This window comes from Herbaspirillum rubrisubalbicans, assembly GCF_003719195.1.
GTDB classification, from domain to species: Bacteria; Pseudomonadota; Gammaproteobacteria; order Burkholderiales; family Burkholderiaceae_D; genus Herbaspirillum; species Herbaspirillum rubrisubalbicans.
On sequence record NZ_CP024996.1, the window covers coordinates 5,468,774 to 5,491,656 of the forward strand.

17 protein-coding genes are annotated in these 22,883 nt (G+C 60.5%); 9 read left to right on the plus strand and 8 right to left on the minus strand.

What is annotated here, in order from left to right; genetic code table 11:
- Nucleotides 1-6 precede the first annotated feature (6 nt).
- The 4 genes from RC54_RS24305 to RC54_RS25555 all read left to right on the plus strand — a co-directional run bounded on the left by RC54_RS24305 (nucleotide 7) and on the right by RC54_RS25555 (nucleotide 2,271).
- Nucleotides 7-513, plus strand: a complete 507-nt coding sequence (locus tag RC54_RS24305) for a YbaK/EbsC family protein (RefSeq protein WP_061788595.1) — start codon at nucleotides 7-9, stop codon at nucleotides 511-513.
- A 51-nt stretch (nucleotides 514-564) separates the two neighbouring features.
- Nucleotides 565-1,473, plus strand: a complete 909-nt coding sequence (locus tag RC54_RS24310) for a hydroxymethylglutaryl-CoA lyase (protein WP_017450128.1) — start codon at nucleotides 565-567, stop codon at nucleotides 1,471-1,473.
- A 67-nt stretch (nucleotides 1,474-1,540) separates the two neighbouring features.
- Nucleotides 1,541-1,810 carry a hypothetical protein gene (locus RC54_RS24315; RefSeq protein ID WP_244216414.1) on the plus strand — a complete coding sequence of 90 codons (270 nt, stop codon included), beginning with the start codon at nucleotides 1,541-1,543 and terminating at the stop codon, nucleotides 1,808-1,810.
- 56 nt (nucleotides 1,811-1,866) lie between these two features.
- Nucleotides 1,867-2,271 carry a hypothetical protein gene (locus RC54_RS25555; protein ID WP_156481258.1) on the plus strand — a complete coding sequence of 135 codons (405 nt, stop codon included), beginning with the start codon at nucleotides 1,867-1,869 and terminating at the stop codon, nucleotides 2,269-2,271.
- Nucleotides 2,272-3,099: 828 nt separating this feature from the next.
- Here RC54_RS25555 and RC54_RS24330 read toward each other — a convergent pair.
- The 4 genes from RC54_RS24330 to RC54_RS24345 form a co-directional block, all read right to left on the minus strand.
- Nucleotides 3,100-3,387 (minus strand): barstar family protein, encoded by a 288-nt coding sequence (locus tag RC54_RS24330; protein WP_061788597.1) that lies wholly within the window; start codon nucleotides 3,385-3,387, stop codon nucleotides 3,100-3,102.
- A 1-nt stretch (nucleotide 3,388) separates the two neighbouring features.
- On the minus strand, nucleotides 3,389-3,736 hold the full coding sequence (locus RC54_RS24335) for a hypothetical protein (protein WP_061788598.1): 348 nt from the start codon (nucleotides 3,734-3,736) through the stop codon (nucleotides 3,389-3,391).
- Nucleotides 3,737-3,945: 209 nt separating this feature from the next.
- The gene (locus tag RC54_RS24340) at nucleotides 3,946-4,200 is read right to left on the minus strand and encodes a hypothetical protein (protein WP_058897345.1); all 255 of its coding nucleotides are present in this window, start codon (nucleotides 4,198-4,200) and stop codon (nucleotides 3,946-3,948) included.
- A complete protein-coding gene (locus RC54_RS24345; RefSeq protein WP_082803048.1) occupies nucleotides 4,197-13,352 on the minus strand; it encodes a two-partner secretion domain-containing protein in 9,156 nt (3,051 codons plus the stop codon). The genes RC54_RS24340 and RC54_RS24345 overlap by 4 nt, the downstream gene beginning before the upstream one ends.
- Nucleotides 13,353-13,551: 199 nt before the next feature.
- Here RC54_RS24345 and RC54_RS24350 point away from each other — a divergent pair, with 199 nt between their 5' ends.
- Nucleotides 13,552-15,264: a ShlB/FhaC/HecB family hemolysin secretion/activation protein gene (locus RC54_RS24350; protein ID WP_244216416.1), complete on the plus strand. Its 1,713-nt coding sequence runs from the start codon at nucleotides 13,552-13,554 to the stop codon at nucleotides 15,262-15,264.
- 73 nt (nucleotides 15,265-15,337) lie between these two features.
- Here the strand turns inward: RC54_RS24350 and RC54_RS25560 are convergent, their stop codons facing one another.
- Entirely contained in the window at nucleotides 15,338-15,493 is a 156-nt protein-coding gene (locus RC54_RS25560; protein ID WP_017452837.1) for a hypothetical protein, read from the minus strand.
- 301 nt (nucleotides 15,494-15,794) lie between these two features.
- On the opposite strand from RC54_RS25560, the gene RC54_RS24355 reads away from it, so the two are divergent.
- Both RC54_RS24355 and RC54_RS24360 read left to right on the plus strand, forming a co-directional pair.
- Entirely contained in the window at nucleotides 15,795-16,769 is a 975-nt protein-coding gene (locus tag RC54_RS24355; RefSeq protein ID WP_058897349.1) for an NAD(P)H-dependent flavin oxidoreductase, read from the plus strand.
- 407 nt (nucleotides 16,770-17,176) lie between these two features.
- Complete coding sequence (locus tag RC54_RS24360) at nucleotides 17,177-17,446, plus strand: hypothetical protein (protein WP_044531612.1); 270 nt, start codon at nucleotides 17,177-17,179, stop codon at nucleotides 17,444-17,446.
- Nucleotides 17,447-17,492: 46 nt separating this feature from the next.
- Here the strand turns inward: RC54_RS24360 and RC54_RS24365 are convergent, their stop codons facing one another.
- Nucleotides 17,493-18,188, minus strand: a complete 696-nt coding sequence (locus tag RC54_RS24365) for an alpha/beta fold hydrolase (RefSeq protein WP_058897350.1) — start codon at nucleotides 18,186-18,188, stop codon at nucleotides 17,493-17,495.
- 84 nt (nucleotides 18,189-18,272) lie between these two features.
- Nucleotides 18,273-19,433, minus strand: coding sequence for an MFS transporter (locus RC54_RS24370; protein WP_061788600.1), 1,161 nt, complete (start codon nucleotides 19,431-19,433; stop codon nucleotides 18,273-18,275).
- Nucleotides 19,434-19,702: 269 nt separating this feature from the next.
- Between RC54_RS24370 and RC54_RS24375 the strand changes: the two genes are divergently transcribed.
- On the plus strand, nucleotides 19,703-20,302 hold the full coding sequence (locus tag RC54_RS24375; RefSeq protein WP_058897352.1) for an HD-GYP domain-containing protein: 600 nt from the start codon (nucleotides 19,703-19,705) through the stop codon (nucleotides 20,300-20,302).
- An 87-nt stretch (nucleotides 20,303-20,389) separates the two neighbouring features.
- The gene (locus tag RC54_RS24380) at nucleotides 20,390-21,598 is read left to right on the plus strand and encodes a YbfB/YjiJ family MFS transporter (protein ID WP_061788601.1); all 1,209 of its coding nucleotides are present in this window, start codon (nucleotides 20,390-20,392) and stop codon (nucleotides 21,596-21,598) included.
- A 103-nt stretch (nucleotides 21,599-21,701) separates the two neighbouring features.
- Here RC54_RS24380 and hisC read toward each other — a convergent pair whose 3' ends face one another.
- Nucleotides 21,702-22,790 carry a histidinol-phosphate transaminase gene (gene hisC / locus RC54_RS24385; RefSeq protein WP_058897354.1) on the minus strand — a complete coding sequence of 363 codons (1,089 nt, stop codon included), beginning with the start codon at nucleotides 22,788-22,790 and terminating at the stop codon, nucleotides 21,702-21,704.
- Nucleotides 22,791-22,883: the final 93 nt, after the last annotated feature.

The window sequence follows — 22,883 nt, forward strand, 5'->3', positions numbered from 1 at the left end:
CACACCATGAACGATACCGCTGCCCTTCCCTCTTCCGCCCAACGCGTGGCCGACCTGCTGAGCGCCATGGGTCACGACAAACCGGTCGTGATGCTGCCCTCGACCGGCCGCACCTCGGCCGAAGCCGCTGCTGCCGTGGGATGCAGCGTGGCCGAGATCGCCAAGTCGATCATCTTCCGCCGCCTCTCCGATGACGCGCCGGTGCTGGTCATTGCCAGCGGCGCCAACCGCGTGGACGAAGCCAAGGTCACCGCACTGACCGGCCCGCTCGGCAAGGCCGACGCCAAGTTCGTGCGGGACGCCACCGGCTACGCCATCGGCGGCGTCTGCCCGGTCGGCCACGTCATCAAGCCGATCATGTTGATCGACCGCGACCTGTTCAACTTCGACAGCGTCTGGGCCGCAGCCGGCCATCCGCACGCCGTCTTCAACCTGAGCGCCGCGCAACTGGAAAAGATGACCGGCGGCACCGTCGCCGATGTGCGCCTGGAAGCGGTACCGCAGGCCGACTGATATCATCGACGCACCCTATTGCCCGCCATCACAGCCCACGGAGATCGCCAGATGAGCCTGCCCAAGAAAGTGAAGATCGTCGAAGTCGGCCCCCGCGACGGTTTGCAGAACGAGAAGGAAACCATTTCCGCCGAGGTCAAGATCGAGCTGGTCAATCGCCTCTCGGCGGCGGGCTTCCCGAATGTGGAAGCGGCCTCCTTCGTCTCGCCCAAGTGGGTGCCACAGATGGCGACCTCCGCCGAAGTCATGCGCGGCATCACGCGCAAGCCTGGCGTGATCTACTCGGCGCTGGTACCCAACATGAAAGGCTTCGACGCAGCGCTGGAAGCGGGCGTGGATGAGGTCGTGATTTTTGGTGCTGCCTCGGAGGCGTTCTCGCAGAAGAACATCAACTGTTCCATTGCCGAATCCATTGCCCGCTTCGCCGAAGTGGCCAAGGCAGCCAAGGACCATCGCAAGCGCTTGCGTGCCGCGGTCAGTTGCGCCTTCGGCTGCCCCTACCAGGGCGAGGTGCCGCTGGACGCCGTGGCCGACGTGGTGCGGCGCTTCCGTGAACTGGGCTGTGACGAAATCGACATTGCCGACACCATTGGCGTAGCCACTCCCGGCAAGGTCCGCCCGGTGATGGAAACGGCCATCCGCGAATTCCACATCGAAGGCTTGTCCGGCCACTTCCATGATACCTATGGCCAAGCCCTGGCCAACATCTATGCCAGCTTGCAGACGGGCATCAGCATCTATCACGCCTCAGTCGCGGGATTGGGAGGCTGTCCTTACGCCAAGGGCGCGACCGGGAATGTGGCTACCGAAGATGTGCTGTACATGATGCATGGCCTGGGCATCGAGACCGGGGTAGACCTGGATGCGGTGGTGGAGGCTGGGCAGTTCATCTCGCAGCAATTGGGGCGCAAGTCGGTGAGTAGGGCGGGGAATGCGATGGTGGCTAAGCGGGTGGGGTGAGGGCCAAAGAATAGCTAGAAGGGTCACAAAGACGGCAAGCCACTTTCTAACGACCAAGGAGATAAAGATGGGCAGACCTAAAGGATCGAAGAACAAACCAAAACCGCAGGCCGCTCCTCAACCTCCGAGCGAACCCAAACCTCCGGAGGAACTGAAGTCACCAATCATTCCTGGTTTCATTTCAGATCCAGCTGGCCGGATCAACGTTCGCGTCAGTACCACGACAAAGGATGGCCTCGCCCAACTGAAGGAAGACTTTGGTCTGCATAGTCACGACGAGGTTCTAGAGAAAGCAATTGCCATTGTCATGGCCTTGCGAAAAGCTGTAGCAACATAATCTCAGCTCTGACAAGCTGAAGCCTTTTTACGCATTAATGCACCAGAGAAGTAAAAATGTTTAATTTTTTCAAGAAGCGGCCTTCAGTTGTTGGAATAGCTGATACAGAACTCGTGACAGCTCTACTTAACTACATTTTGCATGACTCGACTCTGTCGCGACCAGTTTATCTGCCAGGCGTTTTGACAGAAGAAGATGCGGAAAACATCGGCATCGCCCCTTTAGTCATAGTATGGAATGAAGATCAATTAAAGGGCTCATTTTCCGTCTCTATCAATAAGAGCGCGATTGAGCATTTACTTGAGGGGGCTCTTCCCGCAGAACATGAAAACTTCGTCCCGACAAGGAATGAAATTATCAAAGCTTTGAACGCCGCCGTGCCAGTTTCTATAGTCAAGACCTGCGAGAAATTAGGCGTACTTCCAAGTAAATTGTATGCATGGGATCCAACGCAGGATTGATTGCGTTAGAGCGTTCCTTTAGAAAAATTGACTGAAGCTAAACGTGATGCAGAGAAATGACGACGTCGCCGAACTCCTAATTGATCTCCTCATTCCACATTAAGACAACGTTCGGAACTGGGTTTCTGTCTATTCACGAATTATCAACATCCAACTCACTCCACAGGGGATCTAAACCGATGTCTTCCATATAGGTTCCAAAATCAACGAATCCTGATTTAATAATTTCAGTGCCAGACAACCAAGTTGCCTCACACTCTTGGCAAACAAAAATTAGCCTTCCGGTCTTACGAATCATTGCTCTTACAACATCACCTTGTTCACATCTTGGACATAACATTTGAAGCTCCATTATTGAATGGGATAAGCAGTAATAATTTTTTTAGTACCTGGCCGAACAATAATTTTAATATTCATCTCACCGGCAGTTACTATAACTCTTCCCATAGCGACAGCGTATGCGCCAGAATCATTCGGCAATAGAGCCCCTCTAATTTTCCACGCTTCATCAACCAGCCCCAATATCTCATTCCTTTCCACACTAAAAACACCGTGCGTTGTTTTATATGGTTTTGGAGCTGCATGTTCAAGCTCTTCTCCAGGCAGACCTTTATCAATCTTGGTTTGTAGATATTGTGTTGCTCGGCCTTCTTGTCCAAAGTTAATTCAGACAACCTAGTCTTTATTCGGCACCAGCGATACCTCACCCACCTCGTTAATTGCTATGCGTTGATTCGGAACAGCAGTAAGCGCGGACTACAAACTGCTCAGTTGCTCTTGAGAAGAAAGACGTACCGCTTCTGGAGCGAAATTAACGACCTTCATCTGTTACATGAATTCGTATGTAAACTTATCTTCCCAACCATAATTTTCATCGTGCAACTTAACCGTCTCAAATATCTGCTTAATTATTTCAAAATCTGCGCCCAGCTTAATTTTTGATGCATCCGAATCGGTCCACTCCAAATGTAGCGGTCTCTCAATCCAAGAACTCAGCACATCGCGAAGGGCATGATAATTCTTTCCATAATACTGCTCGATACCCAGCAGTTTGGAAAAGACATTATGAAAATCATTCACATTGTTTATGTCGCTGCCGCTAATACGTAACTTCATTTTATTTCCACGTTCCAATAGAGGTTACCGAATTATAGTGATCGCCCCCCCCAGGTTGCGAAGGTTGTCGGCGCGCAGCAATCGTGCCGCCACGGTTGAGGATGTCCTGCGCCGTCTGCAAGGCCAGATCGTTGCCGGCGATCAGGGTCTGCTGGCCGCTGACCTGGATGTTGGAAGGGTGCAGGTACACCTGCGGCACCAGCACTTCCTGGGTGCGGCCATCGGCCAGCGTTACCGTCTGCTTGACCAGCCAGACGATGTCCGTCTTGATCTGGACAAGTTGTGCTTGGCTCAGCGCAACGCCCACTACGTAACGCTGGGCTTGCGCCTGTTGCAGGCCGGCTTGCATCAGCGCCAGGTATTACGCTTCGTTGCTGTTGACGCCTCTCAGGTAACGCTGGCCGGTGGCTTCCTGGATCGGGCGCTGGATCTGCGGGGCGGGGCCGAACTTCTGTTACCGTGAGCAGTACACCAGCGTGGCGTAAATCTTATAAACAAATTTAAGACGTGTCACACCTGTGAAGTGCAATAACAGCTTGGGTTTTCAGGGCTTTTTGCTTACCCAGAAACTCTCGGTTTATTTATCGCATCCAGCAACTCTTCTAACTCAATACCGTATTGATTTGGTTCAAAGTTCTCATCAATACCTTCCATCATAAATTCTTGATTTATCAAATCGCAAAGCGTATCCACATGCAACATCTCTACATTTCCTTGCAATGCACATCTGAATGCTTCGGTTTTATCGTCATTCAATTTGCCTTGAAGGTATTTCAATAAATTCTTTTGCGACTCGGTCAAATTTACTATCATTTTTCCACCCCCTTAGCACTAGTCCCCCAAGCGGTAACTACATTTCCTTGCGGGTTAACAACCACGGTTGCATTTTGCCCCACATATTTAAACGTAGGCCCATATTTGCTTGGAACGTATTGAATTGATACTGGATATAAAAAAGCATCCGTAACTGCTACTTGATTAACTCCTATGCCTGAGTCTCTGCTGGCGATTTGAGATAACGCGTGATCAGAATAACTTACGATTTTCGTTGGGGCAGATACCCCGGCCGCTTGTTCCGCTGATAGTTGCATTTTCAATCTAGCAGCTTGTGCGGAACTAACAGCAATCCCATTCGTAGCGTTCGCCGCAGGGTTTACAGAACTGGTCGTGCTGCCGCTTAGATTGTTACGTCCTGTCCCTGCTACAGCCTCGCCACCCGCATCCGCCGTTCCTACGCTTACAGAAGCGACTTCGCTAGTTGCCCCACTCATCGATTTTTTTGAGTCTGAGGCTGGGCGTGCGCCGACCTTATAAGGCTGTGCCACTTCCGCACTTGATCCAGCAGAATTGCTACTTGCGCCAAATAACGAAGAAGCCCCCGCCCTTGGCAACATGAACGACGTCCCAATCTGCGCCAACTGCCCCATCGCAATCGCCAGCCCATCACGGGTATTCGCACTTGCACCTGCCACGGTAGCGCCAAGATAACTACCACTGGCTAAGGAGCTATTGGCGATCGAGTCAACAACCGAGAAGAAACGCGACAACTGCATTCCCACAGGCGTCAGACTTTCATAAGGCGTCACGATCGGATATATCCCCGCCTTCGCTCTCGCTTCATTAAAGATAAGTTCGTTGGGGCTTTGAGTTCGGTTCCAGTAGTCCTGCCACTTGAAGTTCTTGCTCGTATAGTCACCACGATCAGAGCTAGATCCCGCGTAAGGGAAGCTATATGCCGGATTGCTACCGTTCTGAACAAGCTGCCGTTTAGCCTCTTCGCCATTCTGTTTGGCATACCAAGTCAGATAGATATCCAGATTCTGCTGATCGTATTTGGTCAAGGGTTGCCCGGAACGGTACTTGTTGAGCAACCCATCACTGATCTGATCACTGATCTCTAATAAAGCGAGCTGTTGTGCCTCATCCTTCGTCAGCTTCACCTTGCTCTGCGCCTTCTGACGCAGCTCATTCAATCTCGCTCTATCGACATGACCCAGGAAGTTATTGACGACCTCGTTATAAGCCGCCGCACCACCCGCAGTCCCACCAACAGCAGCCCCCACCAAGTTACTCGACAACCCCGTCAACGCCTTGGCCAGATCAGGATCAACACCAGCCTTATCCAAAGCAGAGGCCACATTCGGCGCCGTCAAGGTTCCCGCAGCAGCGCCAGCCGCGCCCGCAAGTCCTCCCGTCAACCCACCAACAATGCTATGTGCCAGCACCCGCATCTTTCCATCCGGCCCCCACTTACTTTCAAGGGCGCTGGCCTGATCGTTAAGTTCCTTAGCCTGTTGCGGATCACTCGTATCCGCAGCCTGCTTGCGTAAATCAGCCGCCTTCTTCTGCTGTTCCTCGGCATAGTTACCAATCAGCGTGGAAGCCTGCTGCCCAAACGCCTGCGTAATCTTCGCCTGCGCCTCGACATCCTCACGCAGTTGATTGCCGTCCCAGCTCTTCGACAAACTATTGCTGCTGTCCTTACCCGTGCGTACCGATGCATCCAGCGACGCCACCGCCTGATCCGAACTTTGTCCCGTCCTGGCCTGTTGCGCCTGCGCATCCGTAATGGTCACTGCCGCACCCGATACACCACTACGCGTCACGCTGGTCTCGCTACCCGAGGCGTTTCCGATGCCAATGCCTCCGCCTGGTTTGCCACCTGACGTACCGGCACTGGCACTCTGACTCTCTGCCGAGTATTGGCTCCGATTCTGGATATCACTGCTGGTAAGTGTTCCCGTGGTCAGGCTATTTCTTCCCTGCTCCACCGCCTGATCCGTGCTAGCAATCTGCGCCCCCTTCAGATCCGTATTGCCCTTCACGTTGATCTGGAAGCCACCATTTCCCGCCATGATCCCGGCTTGCTGCCCCACGCTCGCATAGTCGGCATCGACACGGCTGCGGCTGGCGCTGATGCTGGCGCCCGATCCATACCCTATCGTCGCACTGCCACCAATGCTCTGATCACGGCTCTTGAAGGTACTGGTGTCCTGCACGCTGGCGATGTTCAAGTCGCGCCCAACGTTGGCCAGCACCTGTTCCCCCGATACCGTGGCGCCAATCAGATTCGTATCACGACCCGAATTCATGTTGACCTGACCGCCCGCCCGCACCTGCGTCATCACATTGGAAACGTCCTTGCCATCGCTGTTGCCTCGGCTGCCCGCTGCATTGGCTGTGATGCCGAATCGGTTTTTTGCTCCGATCTGCGCCGTGATACCCACACCCCATGAAGACGACGAGCGCGTGCTGCGTTGTTCGTCGCTGTTCTGTGCCGCGATGAGGTTGATGTCGTTGTCCGCCTTCAGCGCGAGATTGCCCTTGGCATTGATGTCGCTGCCGGCAATGGTGATGTTGCTGTTGGCGCCGTCACCGGTTGCACGGATGCTCATGTTGCCGCCAGAGGCCACCGTGGCGCCGCGTTGTGTCACCGTGTTCTGTTCGCTGCGGCTACCGTTCTGGCTGCTGCCTATCGTGGCGCTGATGCCGATGCTGGGGCTGCCTTCCGAGCCGGCTTTTTGCATCTCTCCGGCGGCGCTGTAGACCGACATGCCTGCTGTCGCAGCAGCCAGTGCCTGCGCGCGGCCGCTCTTGGTCTTGCTCGCGGCGTCGGCCATCTGCTCTACCGATTGCATCGCCGAGATCACCGGACTGGTGATGGCCAGCGTTACTCCGCTTTGTTTGAACTTGTCTTCGGTGGTGGTTTTACTGGCCTGCTCTGCCGCCCGAATCTCCACCGACCTGGCCGCAATATCGATATCCCCCTTCGGCGCCAGCACATCACTCCCCACCTGCGTATATCGATTGCCCGCCACAATAGTGACGTTGCCTTCCACACTGCCAATCGTGGAGGCAGCAGCGGTCTGCGCCCGTCCATCCACATCACGACTCTGAACGCGACTACCCACCGTCACCCCCAAGCCCGCCCCCATCACCCCACTGGTGCGCTCCTGCCGGAAGCTGCGTCGGGTACTGCTGTCGATCGCGGAAGCAATGTTCACATCCCGTCCCGCCACCACCGCTGTACCCTGCGTGGAGACGACATCGCTTCCCGTCACCTTCACATCCTGGCCCGCACGGACCAAGACGGCGTTGCCAGACAAGGTGCTGCCCAGTTGACGGCTGAAGCTGCTGGCGTCATCCGTGCGTACCGTCTTGGCACTGAGGATGCCGCTGCTGCTGCGCTGCACCTGGTCGCGCGCGCTGCCTGATGCGTTGGCGGCGCCGATCTGGATGTCGCGTCCGGCTTGCGCTTGCAGGGCGCCCTCGGCCACGATCTGCGTTCCCTTGGTGATGACATCCTGGCCCGCCTGGATGCGGATGTTGCTGCCGCTGACCTGGGTCGCGACTTCCTGGCTGCCAGTGACCACGGCGCGGTTCACGCCCACCTCGGTGGTGCCATACGCACCATTGCCACGGTCCACCAGATTCGGGCCAGTCAATGTGCGAACCCAGTTGCTGCCGCCCCGGTCATTGGCCCAACGGATTTCCTGGCGGAAGTATTCCGTCACCGCCCCAAAGTTGACGTCGCGTGCCGCCAGAATGCTCACGTCTCCCCTGGCTGCGATCACGGCGGCATTGGCAGTGAAGTCGCGGCCTGCCGCTATCACTACGTCCTTGCCGCTGACCCTGGCAAGCTGATTGATGTTGCGCCCGACGGTGGTGGCGTTGGCCGTGTCCACGCTGGTGCTGGTGAGGGCGATGTCTCGCCCTGCGCGCAGGATGAGCTGCTGGTCGGCATCGATGCTGCCTCCGGCATTGTCGATATCGTGGGCGGCGGCGATATAGACATTGCCGCCCACGATGCGTCCACCCAGGTTGCGGAGGTTGTCGGCACGCAGAGCGACGCCACTGCGCGCGGCAATCGTGCCGCCACGGTTGAGGATGTCCTGCGCGGTCTGCAAGGCCAGATCGTTGCCGGCGATCAGGGTCTGCTGGCCGCTGACCTGGATGTTGGAAGGGTGCAGATACACCTGCGGCACCAGCACTTCCTGGGTGCGGCCATCGGCCAGCGTTACCGTCTGCTTGACCAGCCAGACGATGTCCGTCTTGAGCTGGGCGATCTGCGCCTCGGAGAGGGCAATGCCCAATGCATAGTGCTGGGCTTGCGCCTGTCGCAACGCGGCTTGCATCAGCGCCAGGTATTGCGCTTCGTTGCTGTTGAAGCCCTTCAGATAACGCTGGCCGGTGGCTTCCTGGATCTGGCGCTGGATCAGTTGCTGTTCATAGAAACCATCGGCGAAACGCTGGACCTGCGGGGCGGGGCCGGACTGTTCCCGGATGCGCTGGATCAGGAAGTCCGAGGACAGCCAGTTGCGGTTGCCGATGAAGCGCGCATCGGTCTGTACCAGGGGCGCGGTCGGGCTACTGTTGTTGACCTGGTAGAGTGCATTGATCGGCAGGCTCACATCCACCGCAGGGGCGCGCAGATCGGTAGTTCTGCCGGTGGCCGGCAAGGGCTGCGTGGGGGCCGTGATGGCGGCCCGGGAAATGGCGTCCCGCGTGGAACCGGTGCCGTGCGTGGGGGTGACCTCCAGCTGGAACTGAGTTTCTATCGTTTGGGAAGCGTAGGGCGCGCTTTCATAACGGCGGTCGTCTGCCTTGAAGCTGTGGCTCTTGACGAAAGTGCGCTGGGCCGTTCCTGTCGAGGTGACGGTCTGTCGGCCCAGGGGACCGATGTTGTTGATGGTGGTGCCGTTAATACGGTCCGCGACCAGCGCGCCGCCTGCAATGAATTGGCTGGCATAGTTGTTGACCACGCCTGCCACCAGGTCCATGCCACCGCCCGAGGTGATCATGCCCGGTGCGCTGCGCGTGACGATGGTGCGACGGATCTGTTCGGTGCCATCGTGGATGATCCATTGATCGAACAGGCGCTCACGCAGACTGATGTTGAAATCCCTGATGGCCTCGTTGAGCTTTTCGTAGGCGGGAAGCTGGGCATCGCGCACTGCCTTCCAGGCGGCGCGTCGTTGCTGGTAGTCGCCACTGACACAGTTGTCAGCGTCGCTGCAGCCAGCCGGCTTTTCCGGCTCGCTCGGCACTTCAGCCGTGGGGCGCGCTATGCCGAAGACATCCCAGATCCGGTCGCTTGGCCGGTAGACAAACAGCTCAGGCAATGCCGGCAGGATCGCGGTTTCCGTACTGGACTCAGGAAGTGGCTTGAGATACGCAGGAACGACACCGATACCACCGGAGGAGTAATCTCGCCTGAGGACTTCCCGGTTGTAATCAACAGGCGGGCCATAACGGTCGAAAGGATATTCTGCCGAAGGAAGCAATAGGCGGAAGTTGTCCTCATCGCCCATCGCGCGCCAGTTCTCGGGCGCGATGATCTGGTTGTTACCTATACTGATGAGTCTTGCCTTGTCTGCCGAGATGAAGTCCGATGAACCGACCAGGCGGTAGTTGATGACCCTGCGCCCCGGCTTGTTCTCTTCGGATGTCTCGAAATGCGCATTATGGTTGTTGATCGTATCGGCAGCGATGCTCAGACGACCATCGGCATTGATGGTGGCGCTGGTGTTGTTGACGACGCGGGCGCGGCCCGCAGCACGGTAGTCCTGGCCCAGCGTGCCGCCGATGGCGATATCGCCCACCGAGTACAGCAGCGCCTGTTCGCTGTTGTGAATCTCGCCGGCGCCGATGTCCAGCCGTTCGCGTGCAGCGATGACGGGGGCGCGCAGGACGCCCTCGACGATTTCTGGGGCGTTATGCAGCACGTCGGCGCGGATGGCGAGGCGGTCGCCATAGAGGCGGCCGGGGCCGAGGTTGTCGAGCGTGCCGGCTTGCAGGCGCGTGGTGACGCCGTCGATCAAGCCACGGTTGAGCAAGGTGCTGGCTTCGGTTGCCGTGAGCAGTACCTCCTTGCCGAGCAGGGCGGCGCCGGCATGGTTCTCGATGCTCTTGGCGCTGATGCTCAGGGACGCACCGGCAGCGGTGGTGCCGTAGTGGCTGAATCTGCCGGCGGTGCGAATGTCGATGTTGGCGCTGGCGGCGGTCTGGCCGCGCTGCTCCAGATCGCGCACGACATCGATGCGCAGATCCTGGTGGCTCAATAGCAGACCTTTTCCGATCAGGGCCGCGGCGCGCAGGTCGAGTTCTTCAGCGGCGACGATGCGGCCATCGTCGTTGTCGATGATCAGGCTGCGATTGGGGGTGCTGTCGCTCACCCCTACCTTGCCCTTGGACGAGAGCAGGCCGCGACGGTTCTCTACGCTGCCCACGGAGTCGATCTTGAGCAAGCGGTCAGTGCGGATGGCGCCCTGGTTGTTGTTGACGTCAGTGGCGCGGATGGTGACATCGCGTCCTTCGATGCCTTGCTCCTTGTCCTGGGTGTCGTCGTTGCGCAGGGTGCGGGCCTGGAGGGCGAGGTCGCTGTCGGCGCGGATCAGGCCTTGGTGGTTGTCCAGCGTACCGCCGGCGATATCGATGCGCATCGTACTCTGCGCTTGCAGTTTGCCTGTGCTGTTATCCAGGCTGTCGGCGTCGAGGTTGAGCGCACCTGCCGTGACCATATCACCACCCTGGTTGTCCAGGCGGCTGACCTTCAGGTTGGCGTCACCCACCACGACCACCACGCCGCTGCGATTGATGAACGGCCCACTCTCGATCCGCAAGCCGCCACCGGCGCGCAGGCCCTGGTCCTTGCTGGAATGGGTGTTGCGCAGCGCCTGGCCATGGGTATCGATCTCGACCGTCTTTCTGGCTTGCAGCAAGCCTTGGTCGTTGTCGATCTCGCCGCTGGAAATATTCAGCTTGCCCTTGGCGGCGATACGGCCCTCGGCATTAGTGAGTTCGCCGCTGGCAATGCGCAGATCCTGCTGCGCCACCACCACGCCGCGCTGGTTGTTGAAGCGCTGCCCGCGCATCTCCAGCAGCACGTCTTGGCCAGCGATCGTGCCGGCGCTGTTGTCGATGCCGGCGGCGGTCCATGTGATGTTTTTTGCCGCCAAGATCTGGCCGTAGTTGGTGCTTTGGCCTTCGGTGGCAAGCGTGAGCGCGGCGTTTGCAGAGCGCAGCGTGCCGCGATTGTCCAGCGTGCTGGCGGTGAGGCCGAGGGCATCGTTGGCGCCTATTTCTCCGGTGTTATTGAGTTGCTGCTTGAGCGCCAGTGTCATGGCCGCAACAGCGGTCAGCTTGCCGCTGTTGTGCAATGCCGATGCGTTCAGGCGCAGCGCTTGCGCGGCTTCCATCGTGCCGCTGTTGAGGGTGCTGCCGCTGGTTTGCACATCGATGGTGGAACGGATCGAATACAGCGCATTGCGGTTCTCCAGCGCAGCAGCGCGAAAGTCGATGGCGCCAGCCGCACCGATCTTGCCAGTGTTGAGCACATTGCCCTGGATTTGCATCGCCAAGCTGCCGGGTGTGACGACGCTGCCCTTGTTGTCGACCGCCGCCGCATCGATAGTGATGTCGCCGCTTGCCTGGAGTGTCTTGTCGTTATTGATTTGCCCGGACAGACTGATCGTCATGGCCTTGCCGGCACTGATCAGGCCCTGGTTGTCCACGCTGGCAGCACGCAGGTCGACTGCGCCTTGGCTACCCAGGGTGCCGGCATTTCGGATGTGGGTGCGGGTGATGACGGCGAGCGCATCCTCGCTGATGAATCGGCCCTGGTTATCCAGTGCAGTCGCATTGGCCGTCACGGTCTGCCGGGCTTCGATGTTGCCGCGATTGACGAGCCGCTCACCGATCTTCAATTGCACGCTGGAGCGGCTTGAATAGAGATCCTGACGATTCTCCAGCGTGGCGGCCTGCACCGTGAGCGATGCATTGCTGCCGATTCTTCCGCCATTGATGAGCCCCTGCTTGAGCCCAATCTCAAGGGCAGCGGGGGTGAGCAAATCGCCGCTATTGTCCAGCGCGGCGGCGTTCACGGTAAGGCCGGTGGTGCCACCGATGCTGCCACTGTTGCCGAGCGCGCCGGCGACCTCCAGACGGGTGTGGCCGCGTGCAGCCAGGGTGCCGGTGTTCTCCAGGCGACCGGCAGCCGTGACGATCAATTCGGTGTCAGCGACCAGCTTGCCGCCGTTGTGCGCCCCCACTCCCTGTTCGGTAGCCATCAGGTAGATGTGGCCGGCATACATGCCGCCCAGATGCGCGACGTCGATGGCGCGTAACGGTGTGGCATCCAGCGGCGCTATGCCAGGTACCACCTGTTCATGATCGGCACTGACCGCATTCAAACCGGTGCTGACCTTGACTCGGTTGGCCCACAGACCGGCATTGATGCGCACCGCACGCGCAATCAGGTCGGCGTAGTCGGCGCTGCCGGCCTGCATCCCGTCACCTTCGATGGAGAGCACGCCGCCGCCGACGCGATAACTCTCCAGGCTGCCCTGGTGGATGATGGGTGTACCGGTCGTCAAGGTCACGCGCGGTGCATTGATGAAGCCGCAGCCGGCACAGGTGATGCCGGCCGGATTGGCGATGATGACCTGGGCCTGATGGCCCGCCACTTCGATGAAGCCGCGCAGATAGCTGGGATCGGTTGCGTTGATCTGGTTGACGATGACCCGGGCGCCACCGCCGGCCAGGCGCGGATTGCCGGCGACATATCCGGCCAGTCCGGTCTTGCTGGCACTGCCGGCATTGTTAAGGATCACGCCCCGCGCATCGACGTCGAAGCGGCGATAGCGGTTCACCGACAGACCGCGGGCATTGGGTTGCTGGATGTTGACCACCGGCACGCCATTGCCACTGCTGAGGACGCTAGCCTGTTGCGTCGGCGGGGCGTTGCGGTCGATCAGGATCTGCGCATGGACCACGCTGTGCCAGGCCAGTGCGAGGGCAATACTCAACCTCAATGCCGAACATCGCCCCGCACCTGACACCATCATCCGAGCGGCACTGCGCGTGCCGCTCACTGCCTTGCCACTGATGACGGACGCCCTTTCTGCCACGGCCACCAGCATTGACCTATGACGATTGAAGACCAAGCGATAGCACTGCCGATTCATAGGACGCCCCCGTCGATGATGTCGAAGCGGGCGGATGCCGATTCGATTCGAGGGGCAGTCTATTTTTTGGAGGGAAATTTAAAAATCAGAATTCTCTGATTTTCAGGGAAGAGATAAAACGAGACATTGCGATGGCCTCATTTTTCTAACTATTTCATCGCCCACGGCACAGCTACTTTTGCCGGATGACATAAAACTTATGAAACCACGACATTGGCTCTCTCCCCTCTTGCTTGGCCTGGCAAGCTGCTTGCCTTATGCGGCGACCTCGGCGCAATCCATCGGCATCCATCAGGAACAATTACAGCGTGAACGGGAACGTATCTTGCGCCAGCAATTGGAACTGACACCCTATGTGGTGAATCCGGTTTTTCCATCGACGCAGGCAACGCCGCTTTCCTTCCCTGAAGAGGAGCAGCCTTGCAGTCGGATCGATGCGCTCGTCCTGCAAGGCAAAGCTGCGCAAGACTTTCAGTTTGCTCTCAGCGAAGTCCGGCAGCCGGCCAACGAAGGTGGCGCACTGGGCCGTTGCCTGGGTGGCCGTGGCATACAGATGGTGATCGCTCGCGTACAGAGCGCCATCATCGAACGTGGCTTCACGACCACCCGGGTGCTGGTGCAACCGCAGGACCTCTCCAGCGGCACGCTGGTGCTCACGCTGGCGCCGGGTCGGGTGCGCAAGCTGCGCATGGCCGAGGATGCCGATCCGCGGGGCACGCTCTTGAATGCCCTGCCGCTGTCGGAGGGCGACATCCTCAACTTGCGCGCCATCGAGCAAGGTCTGGAAAACCTCAAGCGCCTGCCCACGGTCCAGGCCGATATCCAGATCACCCCTTCGCAAGAAGCTGATGCGCAAGATGGCGATAGCGATCTGGTGGTGCAGTATCAGCAGGCATTGCCGTTTCGGTTCTCGAGTTCGCTCGATGATGGTGGGACACGTGCGAGCGGTCGTTACCAGGCGGGCGTGACATTGACCTATGACAATTGGTGGACGCTCAACGATCTCTTCTACGTCAGCCTCAACCGCAGTCTTGGTCGCTATGGTGATCGTGGCAACCGCAGCCATACCGTGCATTACTCGCTGCCCTTCGGTGACTGGCTGCTGTCGGCCACCAGTTCGGCCAGCCGGTATCACCAAACCGTGGCCGGCGCCTTTGAGCCGGTGCGCTACAGCGGAGAGAGCGAGAGCGGCGAACTGAAATTGTCGCGGCTGGTGCAGCGCGGTGGCAGCAGCAAGACCAGCCTGGCGGGCAAGCTCTTGCTGCGCCGCTCCTTGAACTTCATCGATGGGATTGTTCTGGGACCACAACAACGGCGCATGTCGGCCTGGGAGTTGAGTGTGCATCACCGGCATTTCATCGGATCGGCGGTGCTGGAAGGGAACCTGGGCTATCGGCGCGCCCTGGATCGTCAGGGCCAGGAGGCCCAGGATGAACTGGACCTGCCGCAGATCGTCAGCCGTTACGCTCTGTGGCTGGCCGATGCCGCATGGAATGTGCCCTGGCAATGGGGCAGCGCCAGGCTGCGTTACAGCGGGACGGCACGCGCCCAATGGAACCGGGGGGCTCTGCCAACCCAGGACCAGTTCGCCATTGGCGGACGCTATACGGTGCGCGGTTTCGATGGCGAGCTGACGCTACAGGCCGAACGGGGCTGGCTCCTGCGCAATGAAGTGGCACTGGCCTTGGGCGCGAGCGGACAGGAAATCTATGCCGGTTTCGATACCGGGGCGGTAGCAGGTGCGCTGACGCAGAACCTGACTGGCCGCCGCTTGAGCGGTGCGGTGCTGGGGTGGCGCGGCAGCCTGGACAAGCTCGGCTACGAGCTCTTCGTGGCCACGCCATTGGCCCGTCCGGCAGGATGGGCGAGCGCCTCGGTGACGGGGGGCTTCAACCTGCAATGGACGTATTGAAGACGACAGAACAGAAGCGGCCGCCACAAAGGTGGCCTCGGGCGGCCTCGAACAGCGCGTGGCGGCAGCAGGACTACTGCTGGCGATAACGCCGCAAGCCCCGCACCGGCAGCTTGCTGGTTTCGATCAGGTTCTTCCTCAATGCACGCTTGTGCAGCACCGCGCCCCCTATCAGTGCGACGGCGGCCAGGATGATGATGAGAACATTGATGAGATCAAAATTTTGCATGATTCCCCCCTATGACAAAAAACGACAATGAGGACGACAACGAAAGCCGGGCTGGCCCGTGCCGACTGAGCCGGTCCGCAAAGCGCCCCCGATAGCGCTTGCGTGGCCTGTGGTTGCGCCCGGCCGGTGAAAACCAGGCGCCTGTCCAGGCTAGACAGTAAATCATATAAATAATTTCCTGAATATTTCCTGTTCGCGCAACAAAAAGCACGACCGTTATATTTTTGCCGCCTTTTACCCTATAATCGTCCGACAAAAGCGGCCCTGCGCCTTGATAGAACGACAACCACGAGAGACGACCATGCCATCAGCACCTGCTTATCCCCAGGCACTGCAAGATTTGCGCCTGCCCATCATTTGCTCGCCCATGTTCATCGCCAGCGGTCCGGCGCTGGTGGCGGCCCAGTGCAAGGCCGGGCTGGTCGGCTCGTTTCCGGCACTCAATGCGCGGCCGGCCGAGCTGCTCGATACCTGGCTGAGCCAGTTGCAGGAAGAACTGGCCGAGTGGCAACAAGCGCATCCGCAACGCAAGGTCGGGCCGATCGCGGTCAACCAGATCGTGCACCAGTCCAACGACCGCCTGGCCCAGGACGTGGCCACCTGCGTGAAGCACCAGGTGCCCATCATCATCTCCAGCCTGCGCGCGCCACCCAAAGAAATGCTGGACGCAGTGCACAGCTATGGCGGCATCGTGCTGCACGATGTGATCTCGCTGCGCCACGCCGAAAAAGCGCTGGAAGCCGGGGTCGATGGCCTGATCCTGGTGGCCGCCGGGGCGGGTGGTCATGCGGGAACGCTCTCGCCCTTCGCGCTGGTGGGCGAGGTGCGCAAGATGTTCAAGGGGCCGCTGGTGCTGTCCGGGGCCATCGCCACGGGCGATGCCGTGCTGGCGGCGCAGGCCATGGGCGCGGACTTCGCCTACATGGGCTCGCGCTGGCTGGCGACCCGGGAATCCAACGTGGATGAGGCCTACCGCCAGGCCATCGTGGAGTCGACGGCCGCCGATGTGGTCTACACCAACCTCTTCACCGGCGTGCATGGCAACTACTTGAAGAAGTCCATCGTCAATGCCGGACTCGATCCGGACAACCTGCCCGAGGCCGACAAGAGCAAGATGAACTTCGGCTCCGGCGGCGGCAGCAAGGCCAAGGCCTGGCGCGATATCTGGGGCGCCGGCCAGGGCGTGGGCCTGATGCAAGACGTGCCCAGCGTGGCCGAGATGGTGGACCGGCTGGAAGCCGAGTATCGCGCAGCACGTGCCCGGCTGGCGCTGTGAGGGGCGCGGCGGGCTCATTGATGAGCTTGCCCCCTCGACGCAGTCACCAGCTCATCAATAGCATCAGTAAAACTAAGTAAAAGGGCGGGCCACGATAGGGGTCCGCCCTTTTCTTTTCACCGCAAGCGCGCAGGGTGGCCGGGAACGCGCCCAGTCCTGGCCAGTCCAAGCGACGCATCCTCTCGCTTGATGAGAGCCCCTGGACCCCGCCTGTACGAATCCTCTGTCGGACAAAACCTTATTTTTTCACGCACTTTGTAACGGACGGCACTTCTGATGCCCGGCTCGGTCGTACCTGTTCGCTTTGTGCATTCGCAAGGCGGCCAGTAGTGCTGTGGCCACTTTCATCACACGGCATCGCCCTGCGGCAAAAGAAGAGTCAACCATCCAATGCGAGGACCCTCACCATGACCAGCTTCCTGAGAACCAGAAAAGATCGTCATCCCAAACACGACAAGCCCCGTCTGCCGCATGAGCAGGACCAGAACGTGGATCGCCAGGATCCCGCGCGCAGCGGCCACCAGGTCGAGCGCCCGGAGATACGCCAGGCCTATGACGACATCCGCAAGGGCCAGGTCGATACCGACCTGCGCGGCACCGGCGGACTCGATGAAATCAACAAGGGAGCAGGCGGACGCGCCGCAGGGGCGCCGCCTAAGGAGCTGGATGAAAGTTAATTCAGCTAAATGATTTACGCGGACTGGACCGGCCCCACGGACGGCCTCACAGGCCCGAGCGGGTGATCCAGTCCGAGATGATGCTGAACAATGCTTCCGGCTTCTCCATCGGCGTCATGTGACCGCAGTCGCCGATCACTTCCAGGCGCGCCTGCGGTATCTGGTGCGCCATCTCTTGCGACTCTTCCACGCTACGCAACTTGTCCTGGTCACTGCTGACGATGAGCACCGGGCAGCGCAACTGTTGCAGGTCTTCGGCATTGCTGTCGCGCAAGGTCTGCAACTGGCGCAGGAACACTTCCTTGCCATTGGCCAGCGCCATGGCTTGCAGGCGGTCCAGCAGCGCACGCTCCTGACTGCGCGCCGGGTGTAGCGAAGAGGCCAGCGCACGCGAGGTCAAACCCTTGAAGGGCGTGCGTTGAGCCAGCTCGATCTGGGCCAGCGTGGCTTGGGATTCGCGCTCGGTCTGCGGGCGCGAAGAGGTATTGAGCAAGCCCAGGCCGAGCACGCGCTCGGGCGCCTTGAGCGCAATAGCCTGGGCCACGAAACCACCCATCGAAAACCCGAACAGCACGAAGCGCTCCGGCGCCTGGCGCAGCACGGCGTCGGCCATGGCCTGAATGCCGATATCCTGGCCGAGATCGCCAAAGTGCAGCGCACCCAGGGTGGCCAGATCGTCCCGCATGTCGTCCCACAGGTGTTCATTGAGCATGAAGCCCGGCAGCAGGGCCAGGTGGCGCATGGTGTTTTTTCCTTGCATCGGTAAGTCGAAAAGAGGCGTCATTGTAGGGCGCTACGGCCACCCTTGCAGGCCACTGCCGCAGAACTACTGGAGCCATTGCGCGCGGCGGCTGGAGCCCGACATGGCCAGGCACAGCACGCCCAACAGTGCCAGCGCCGCCTGCAAACCCCAGCCATGGGCCAGGAAGCCGAACAGCGGTGGACCGATCAGGCTGCCGCTATAGCCCAGCGTGGCCACCGCAGCCAAGGCGCTGGAGCCGTGCCGGCCCGCCGCGCTGAAGACGAAGGGAAATACCGCCGCCACCCCGGTACCAGCAATGGCAAAGCCGAGGATGGCCCACACCATGCCCGGCGCGGCCACCGCCAGGGCCATGCCGGCGCTGGCCACGAGCGTGCCGATCCACACCACGCGCCGGGCGTCGTAGCGCGCCTTCAAGCCATCGCCGACCATGCGCATGATGAGCATCATGCCGGCAAAAGCGGCGTAGGCCAGCGGGGTGGTGCCGTCGCTGGCGCCGATGTGGTCCTTCATGTAGATGCCGCTCCAGTCGGCTACCGATCCTTCGACGATGGCGCCGCAAAAGGCGATCACGCCCAGCACCACCAGGTGTCCATGGGGCAGGGCAAACAGTTTGCGCTCGGGATCGTGTGCAGGACGGTCATCGGGCAAGGCGCCATAGCCGGCATAGAGCGGATAGAGAAACAGCGCGGCCACCAGCAGGAAATGCCAGATCGGTGCGATGCCCATGCCGGCCACGGCGCTGGCGGTGAGGGCGCCGGAGAAGGTGCCCACGCAGAACCAGCCGTGCAGCATGGACATGATGGGCCGTCCGGCATCGCGCTCGGCCTGCGCGCCCAGTGCATTGATGGCCACATCGAAGCAACTGGAGGCGGCGCCATAGACGGTGCAGACCAGCATCAGGGTCCACAGATTGGGCGCCAGCCCCAGCAGCGGCAGCGACACCAGCAGCGCCAGGCCGGCATACAGACTACTGTGGCGCGCACCATAATGGCCGGTGATCCAGGCCGCCAGTGGGAACGAGCCGACCGCGCCGATGCCGCCGCACAACAGCACCAGGGCCAGGGTGGCGGCATCGAGTTGCAGGTGGTCGCGGATGGCAGGAATGCGAGCGGCCCAGGTGGCGAAGACCACTCCCAGCAGCAGGAAAAAACAGGGGATAGCAAACTTGCGCCAGATCAGACGTAGCGGAGAAGGGGAACGGGAAATGGACGGCTTGGTTGTCATCGATAAGTCATGAATGTAAACTGCACATAATCATTTCTTTCCTGAAATGAGTTTCAGTATTGCAAACCGCTATTATCCGACAACCGGGAACGCGCATCGCCATGCGCGGTCGGACCAGCGGCATGGGTTGCCCCTCGGGTGGCCATTCAGAGGTCGATGGATTGCAAAGGTTCACGGTGGACGCCAGCTCTGCTGCCGGCGGCACCTTTGCGCCCCAGCTCTGAGCGATCATGCACGCTGCCAGCGGCTGCAATCTCGCAGGGACAGAAATGCCAGTTTCGGAACAGAACAAGATCTACCAGGAAATCATCGATGCATTGATCGCCATGCATCGGCTCACTGACGGCTATACGCCCAACCACGAAGACCAGACCGCCGAGCTGGCCGTGATGATAGGCCAACACCTGAACTTGCCGCGCGGGCGCATCGATGTGCTGCACATGGCGGCCCAGGTGCATGACATCGGCAAGGCGCGCATTCCTCTGGATCTGCTCACCAAGCCGGGCCGCATCACCGCCGACGAATATGGCGTGCTCAAGACCCATGTGCAGTTCGGCTACGAGATCCTCAACAAGATCAGTTTCCCCTTCAACCTGGCCGAGATCGTCTGGTGCCATCACGAGTATCTGGACGGCAGCGGCTATCCGCGGGGCATCGGTGCCGAGGCGCTGCCCTTGGAAGCGCGCATCCTGACGGTAGCTGACATCGTCGAATCGATGTCGGCCGACCGTCCTTATCGCAAGTCGCTGGGCATGAGGGTGGCCCTGGAAGAAATCCAGCGCCAGAGCGGCAGCCGGCTCGATCCCATGGTGGTAGAAGCCTGCGTGCAGGTGGTCAAGCAGCAGAACTGGCGCCCCCTGGCCAACTGACGCCTTCACGCCAGCCCTGCTGGCTGCGAGCAGCTTGGGCTACACTGGGCGCCACAACGACACCAAGACCGCTCGGAGACATCCCCCATGACCAGCACTGCTGCGCATGTGCCCTCGCCTTTCATCCGGCGCCATCCCATCCTGACGGCCCTGGCGCTGTCGCTGGGCACGGCGGTGGCGCTGGGCCTGGCGCGCTTTTCCTATGCCCTGCTGCTGGCGCCCATGCGCGCCGACCTCGGCTGGCCCTACCTGGTGGCCGGCGGCATGAATACCGGCAATGCCGTGGGCTACCTGCTGGGCGCCTTGAGCACACCGCTGCTGATGCGACGCTTCCAGGCCCATCGTGTCTTGATCGCAGGCGCCTTCGGTACCGCGCTGCTGTCCTTCCTGCCGGCGCTGACCACCGACACGCTGTGGCAGTTGCTGCTGCGGATAGTAACGGGTGTGACCAGTGCCTTGATCTTCGTCTCGGGCGGACTGCTGGTCAGTCGCCTGGCCGCGCTGCACGCACAGCGCGCAGGATTGCTGCTGGGGCTGTACTACGGTGGCACCGGGATCGGCATCGTGGCCGCGTCCCTGCTGGTGCCACCGGTGATGCAGGCGGCCGTGGCGCAGGGCGCGCCCCATCCGTGGCAATGGGCCTGGGTGCTGCTGGGCAGCCTGGCCCTGGTGGCGAGCGTGTGCATGGCCTTGCCGGCGCGGCTGATGCCCACTGCGCCGGCGCAGGCCAAGGGCGCGCGCCATTGGCGGCCACGCAGCCTGGGCTTCGGGCTGGTCGGCTATCTTTTCTTCGGCTTGGGTTATATCGGCTACATGACCTTCGTCATCGCCCTGCTCAAGGAAGAAGGCATGTCCGCCTCGCGCATCACGCTGTTCTTTGCGCTGCTGGGTGCGGCCACCTTTGCTTCCTCGCGTATCTGGGCGCCGATGCTGGATCGCTTCCGCGGCGGGCAATCGCTGGCCATCCTCAACGGCCTGCTGTGCCTGGCCACCCTGCTGCCGGCCCTGACCGCCGAACCGCTGGCGGTGTTGGCTTCGGGCTTGCTGTTCGGTGGCTGCTTCCTGTCGGCGGTGGCCTCCACCACGGCCATGGTGCGCCATAACCTGCCCCCGGCGGATTGGCCAGCAGGCATCAGCGCCTTCACCATCATCTTTGCGGTGGGGCAGATCATCGGGCCGTCCATCGTGGGATGGATCGCCGATGGTTCCGGGGGCCTGCAACGCGGCCTGGTGTTTTCTGCACTGATGCTGCTGGCAGGCTCAATGGTGGCGTGGCGGCAGCGGCCACTGGGATGAAGCAGGATGCTTGAAACAGCGCAGACTGGGTCTGTACGCCGCCTGACGTTTTCTGCACATCGGGCCGCACGCGCCCGGTGCGTGCGGCTCGCAGCGCGGTAGTTCAGGCGGGCGACTGCCCCAGATGGCGGCGCAGCGCGTCGACCAGGGTGGCGCAATCCGCATCGGTGCCGATGGTAATGCGCAGGAACTGCTGGATGCGCTCGCTCTTGAAGTGACGCACGATGATGCCGTCGCCGCGCAGCGACGCCGCCAGCTCGGCTGCATCATGCCGGGGATGACGTGCAAAGACGAAGTTGGCCGCCGACGGCAGCACCTCGAAGCCCAGCCCCTCCAGTTGCGCCACCAGCGCGGTGCGGCTGGCGATGACCATGCCGCAGGTCTGCTGGAAGTAATCCTCATCCTCGATGGCAGCTGTGGCGCCGGCAATGGCGGGGCGGTCCAGCGGGTAGGAGTTGAAGCTGTTCTTGACGCGCTCCAGCGCATCGATCAGGTCGGCATGGCCGATGGCGAAACCGACCCGCATCCCGGCCAATGCGCGCGACTTGGAGAAGGTCTGCACCACCAGCAGGTTGGGGTAGCGCTGCACCAGCGGGATGGCGCTCTGGCCGCCGAAATCGATATAAGCCTCATCGACCACCACCACGCGCTGGGGATTGCCCTGCAGGATGCGCTCGACGTCTTCCAGGCCCAACAGGCAGCCGGTGGGGGCATTCGGATTGGGGAAGATGATGCCGCCGATGGCCTCGCCATGGCCCAGGTAATCCTCGCTGCGCAGCGTGAAATCCTCAGTCAGCGGCACGGCACGGTACTCGATCTGGTACAGGCCGGCATAGGTCGGATAGAAGCTGTAGGTAATGTCCGGGAACAGGATAGGCTTGCCATGTTGCAGCAGGGCGTGGAAGGCGTGGGCCAGCACTTCGTCGGAGCCATTGCCCACGAACACTTCGCGCGCGCTGATGCCGTCGGCGGCATGACGGCGGGCGATGGCCAGCTTCAGCGGTTCGGCATCCGGGTTGGGATACAGGCGCAGGCTGTCGTTGACCTCGGCGGCGATGGCCTGCAGCGCCAGGGGCGAAGGGCCATACGGGCTCTCGTTGGTATTGAGCTTGACCAGGCGCGCGAGCTTGGGTTGTTCGCCGGGGGTGTAGGGCGTCAGGCGGCTGACGATGGGGCTCCAGAACTTGCTCATGAGAAATCGACCCGTGTCGGGCCACACAGAATTGAGGGAAAGCGCAGATGGTAGCAAACTTGCCGCCCCTGGGCGGGCTGCGCGGCAGAAATC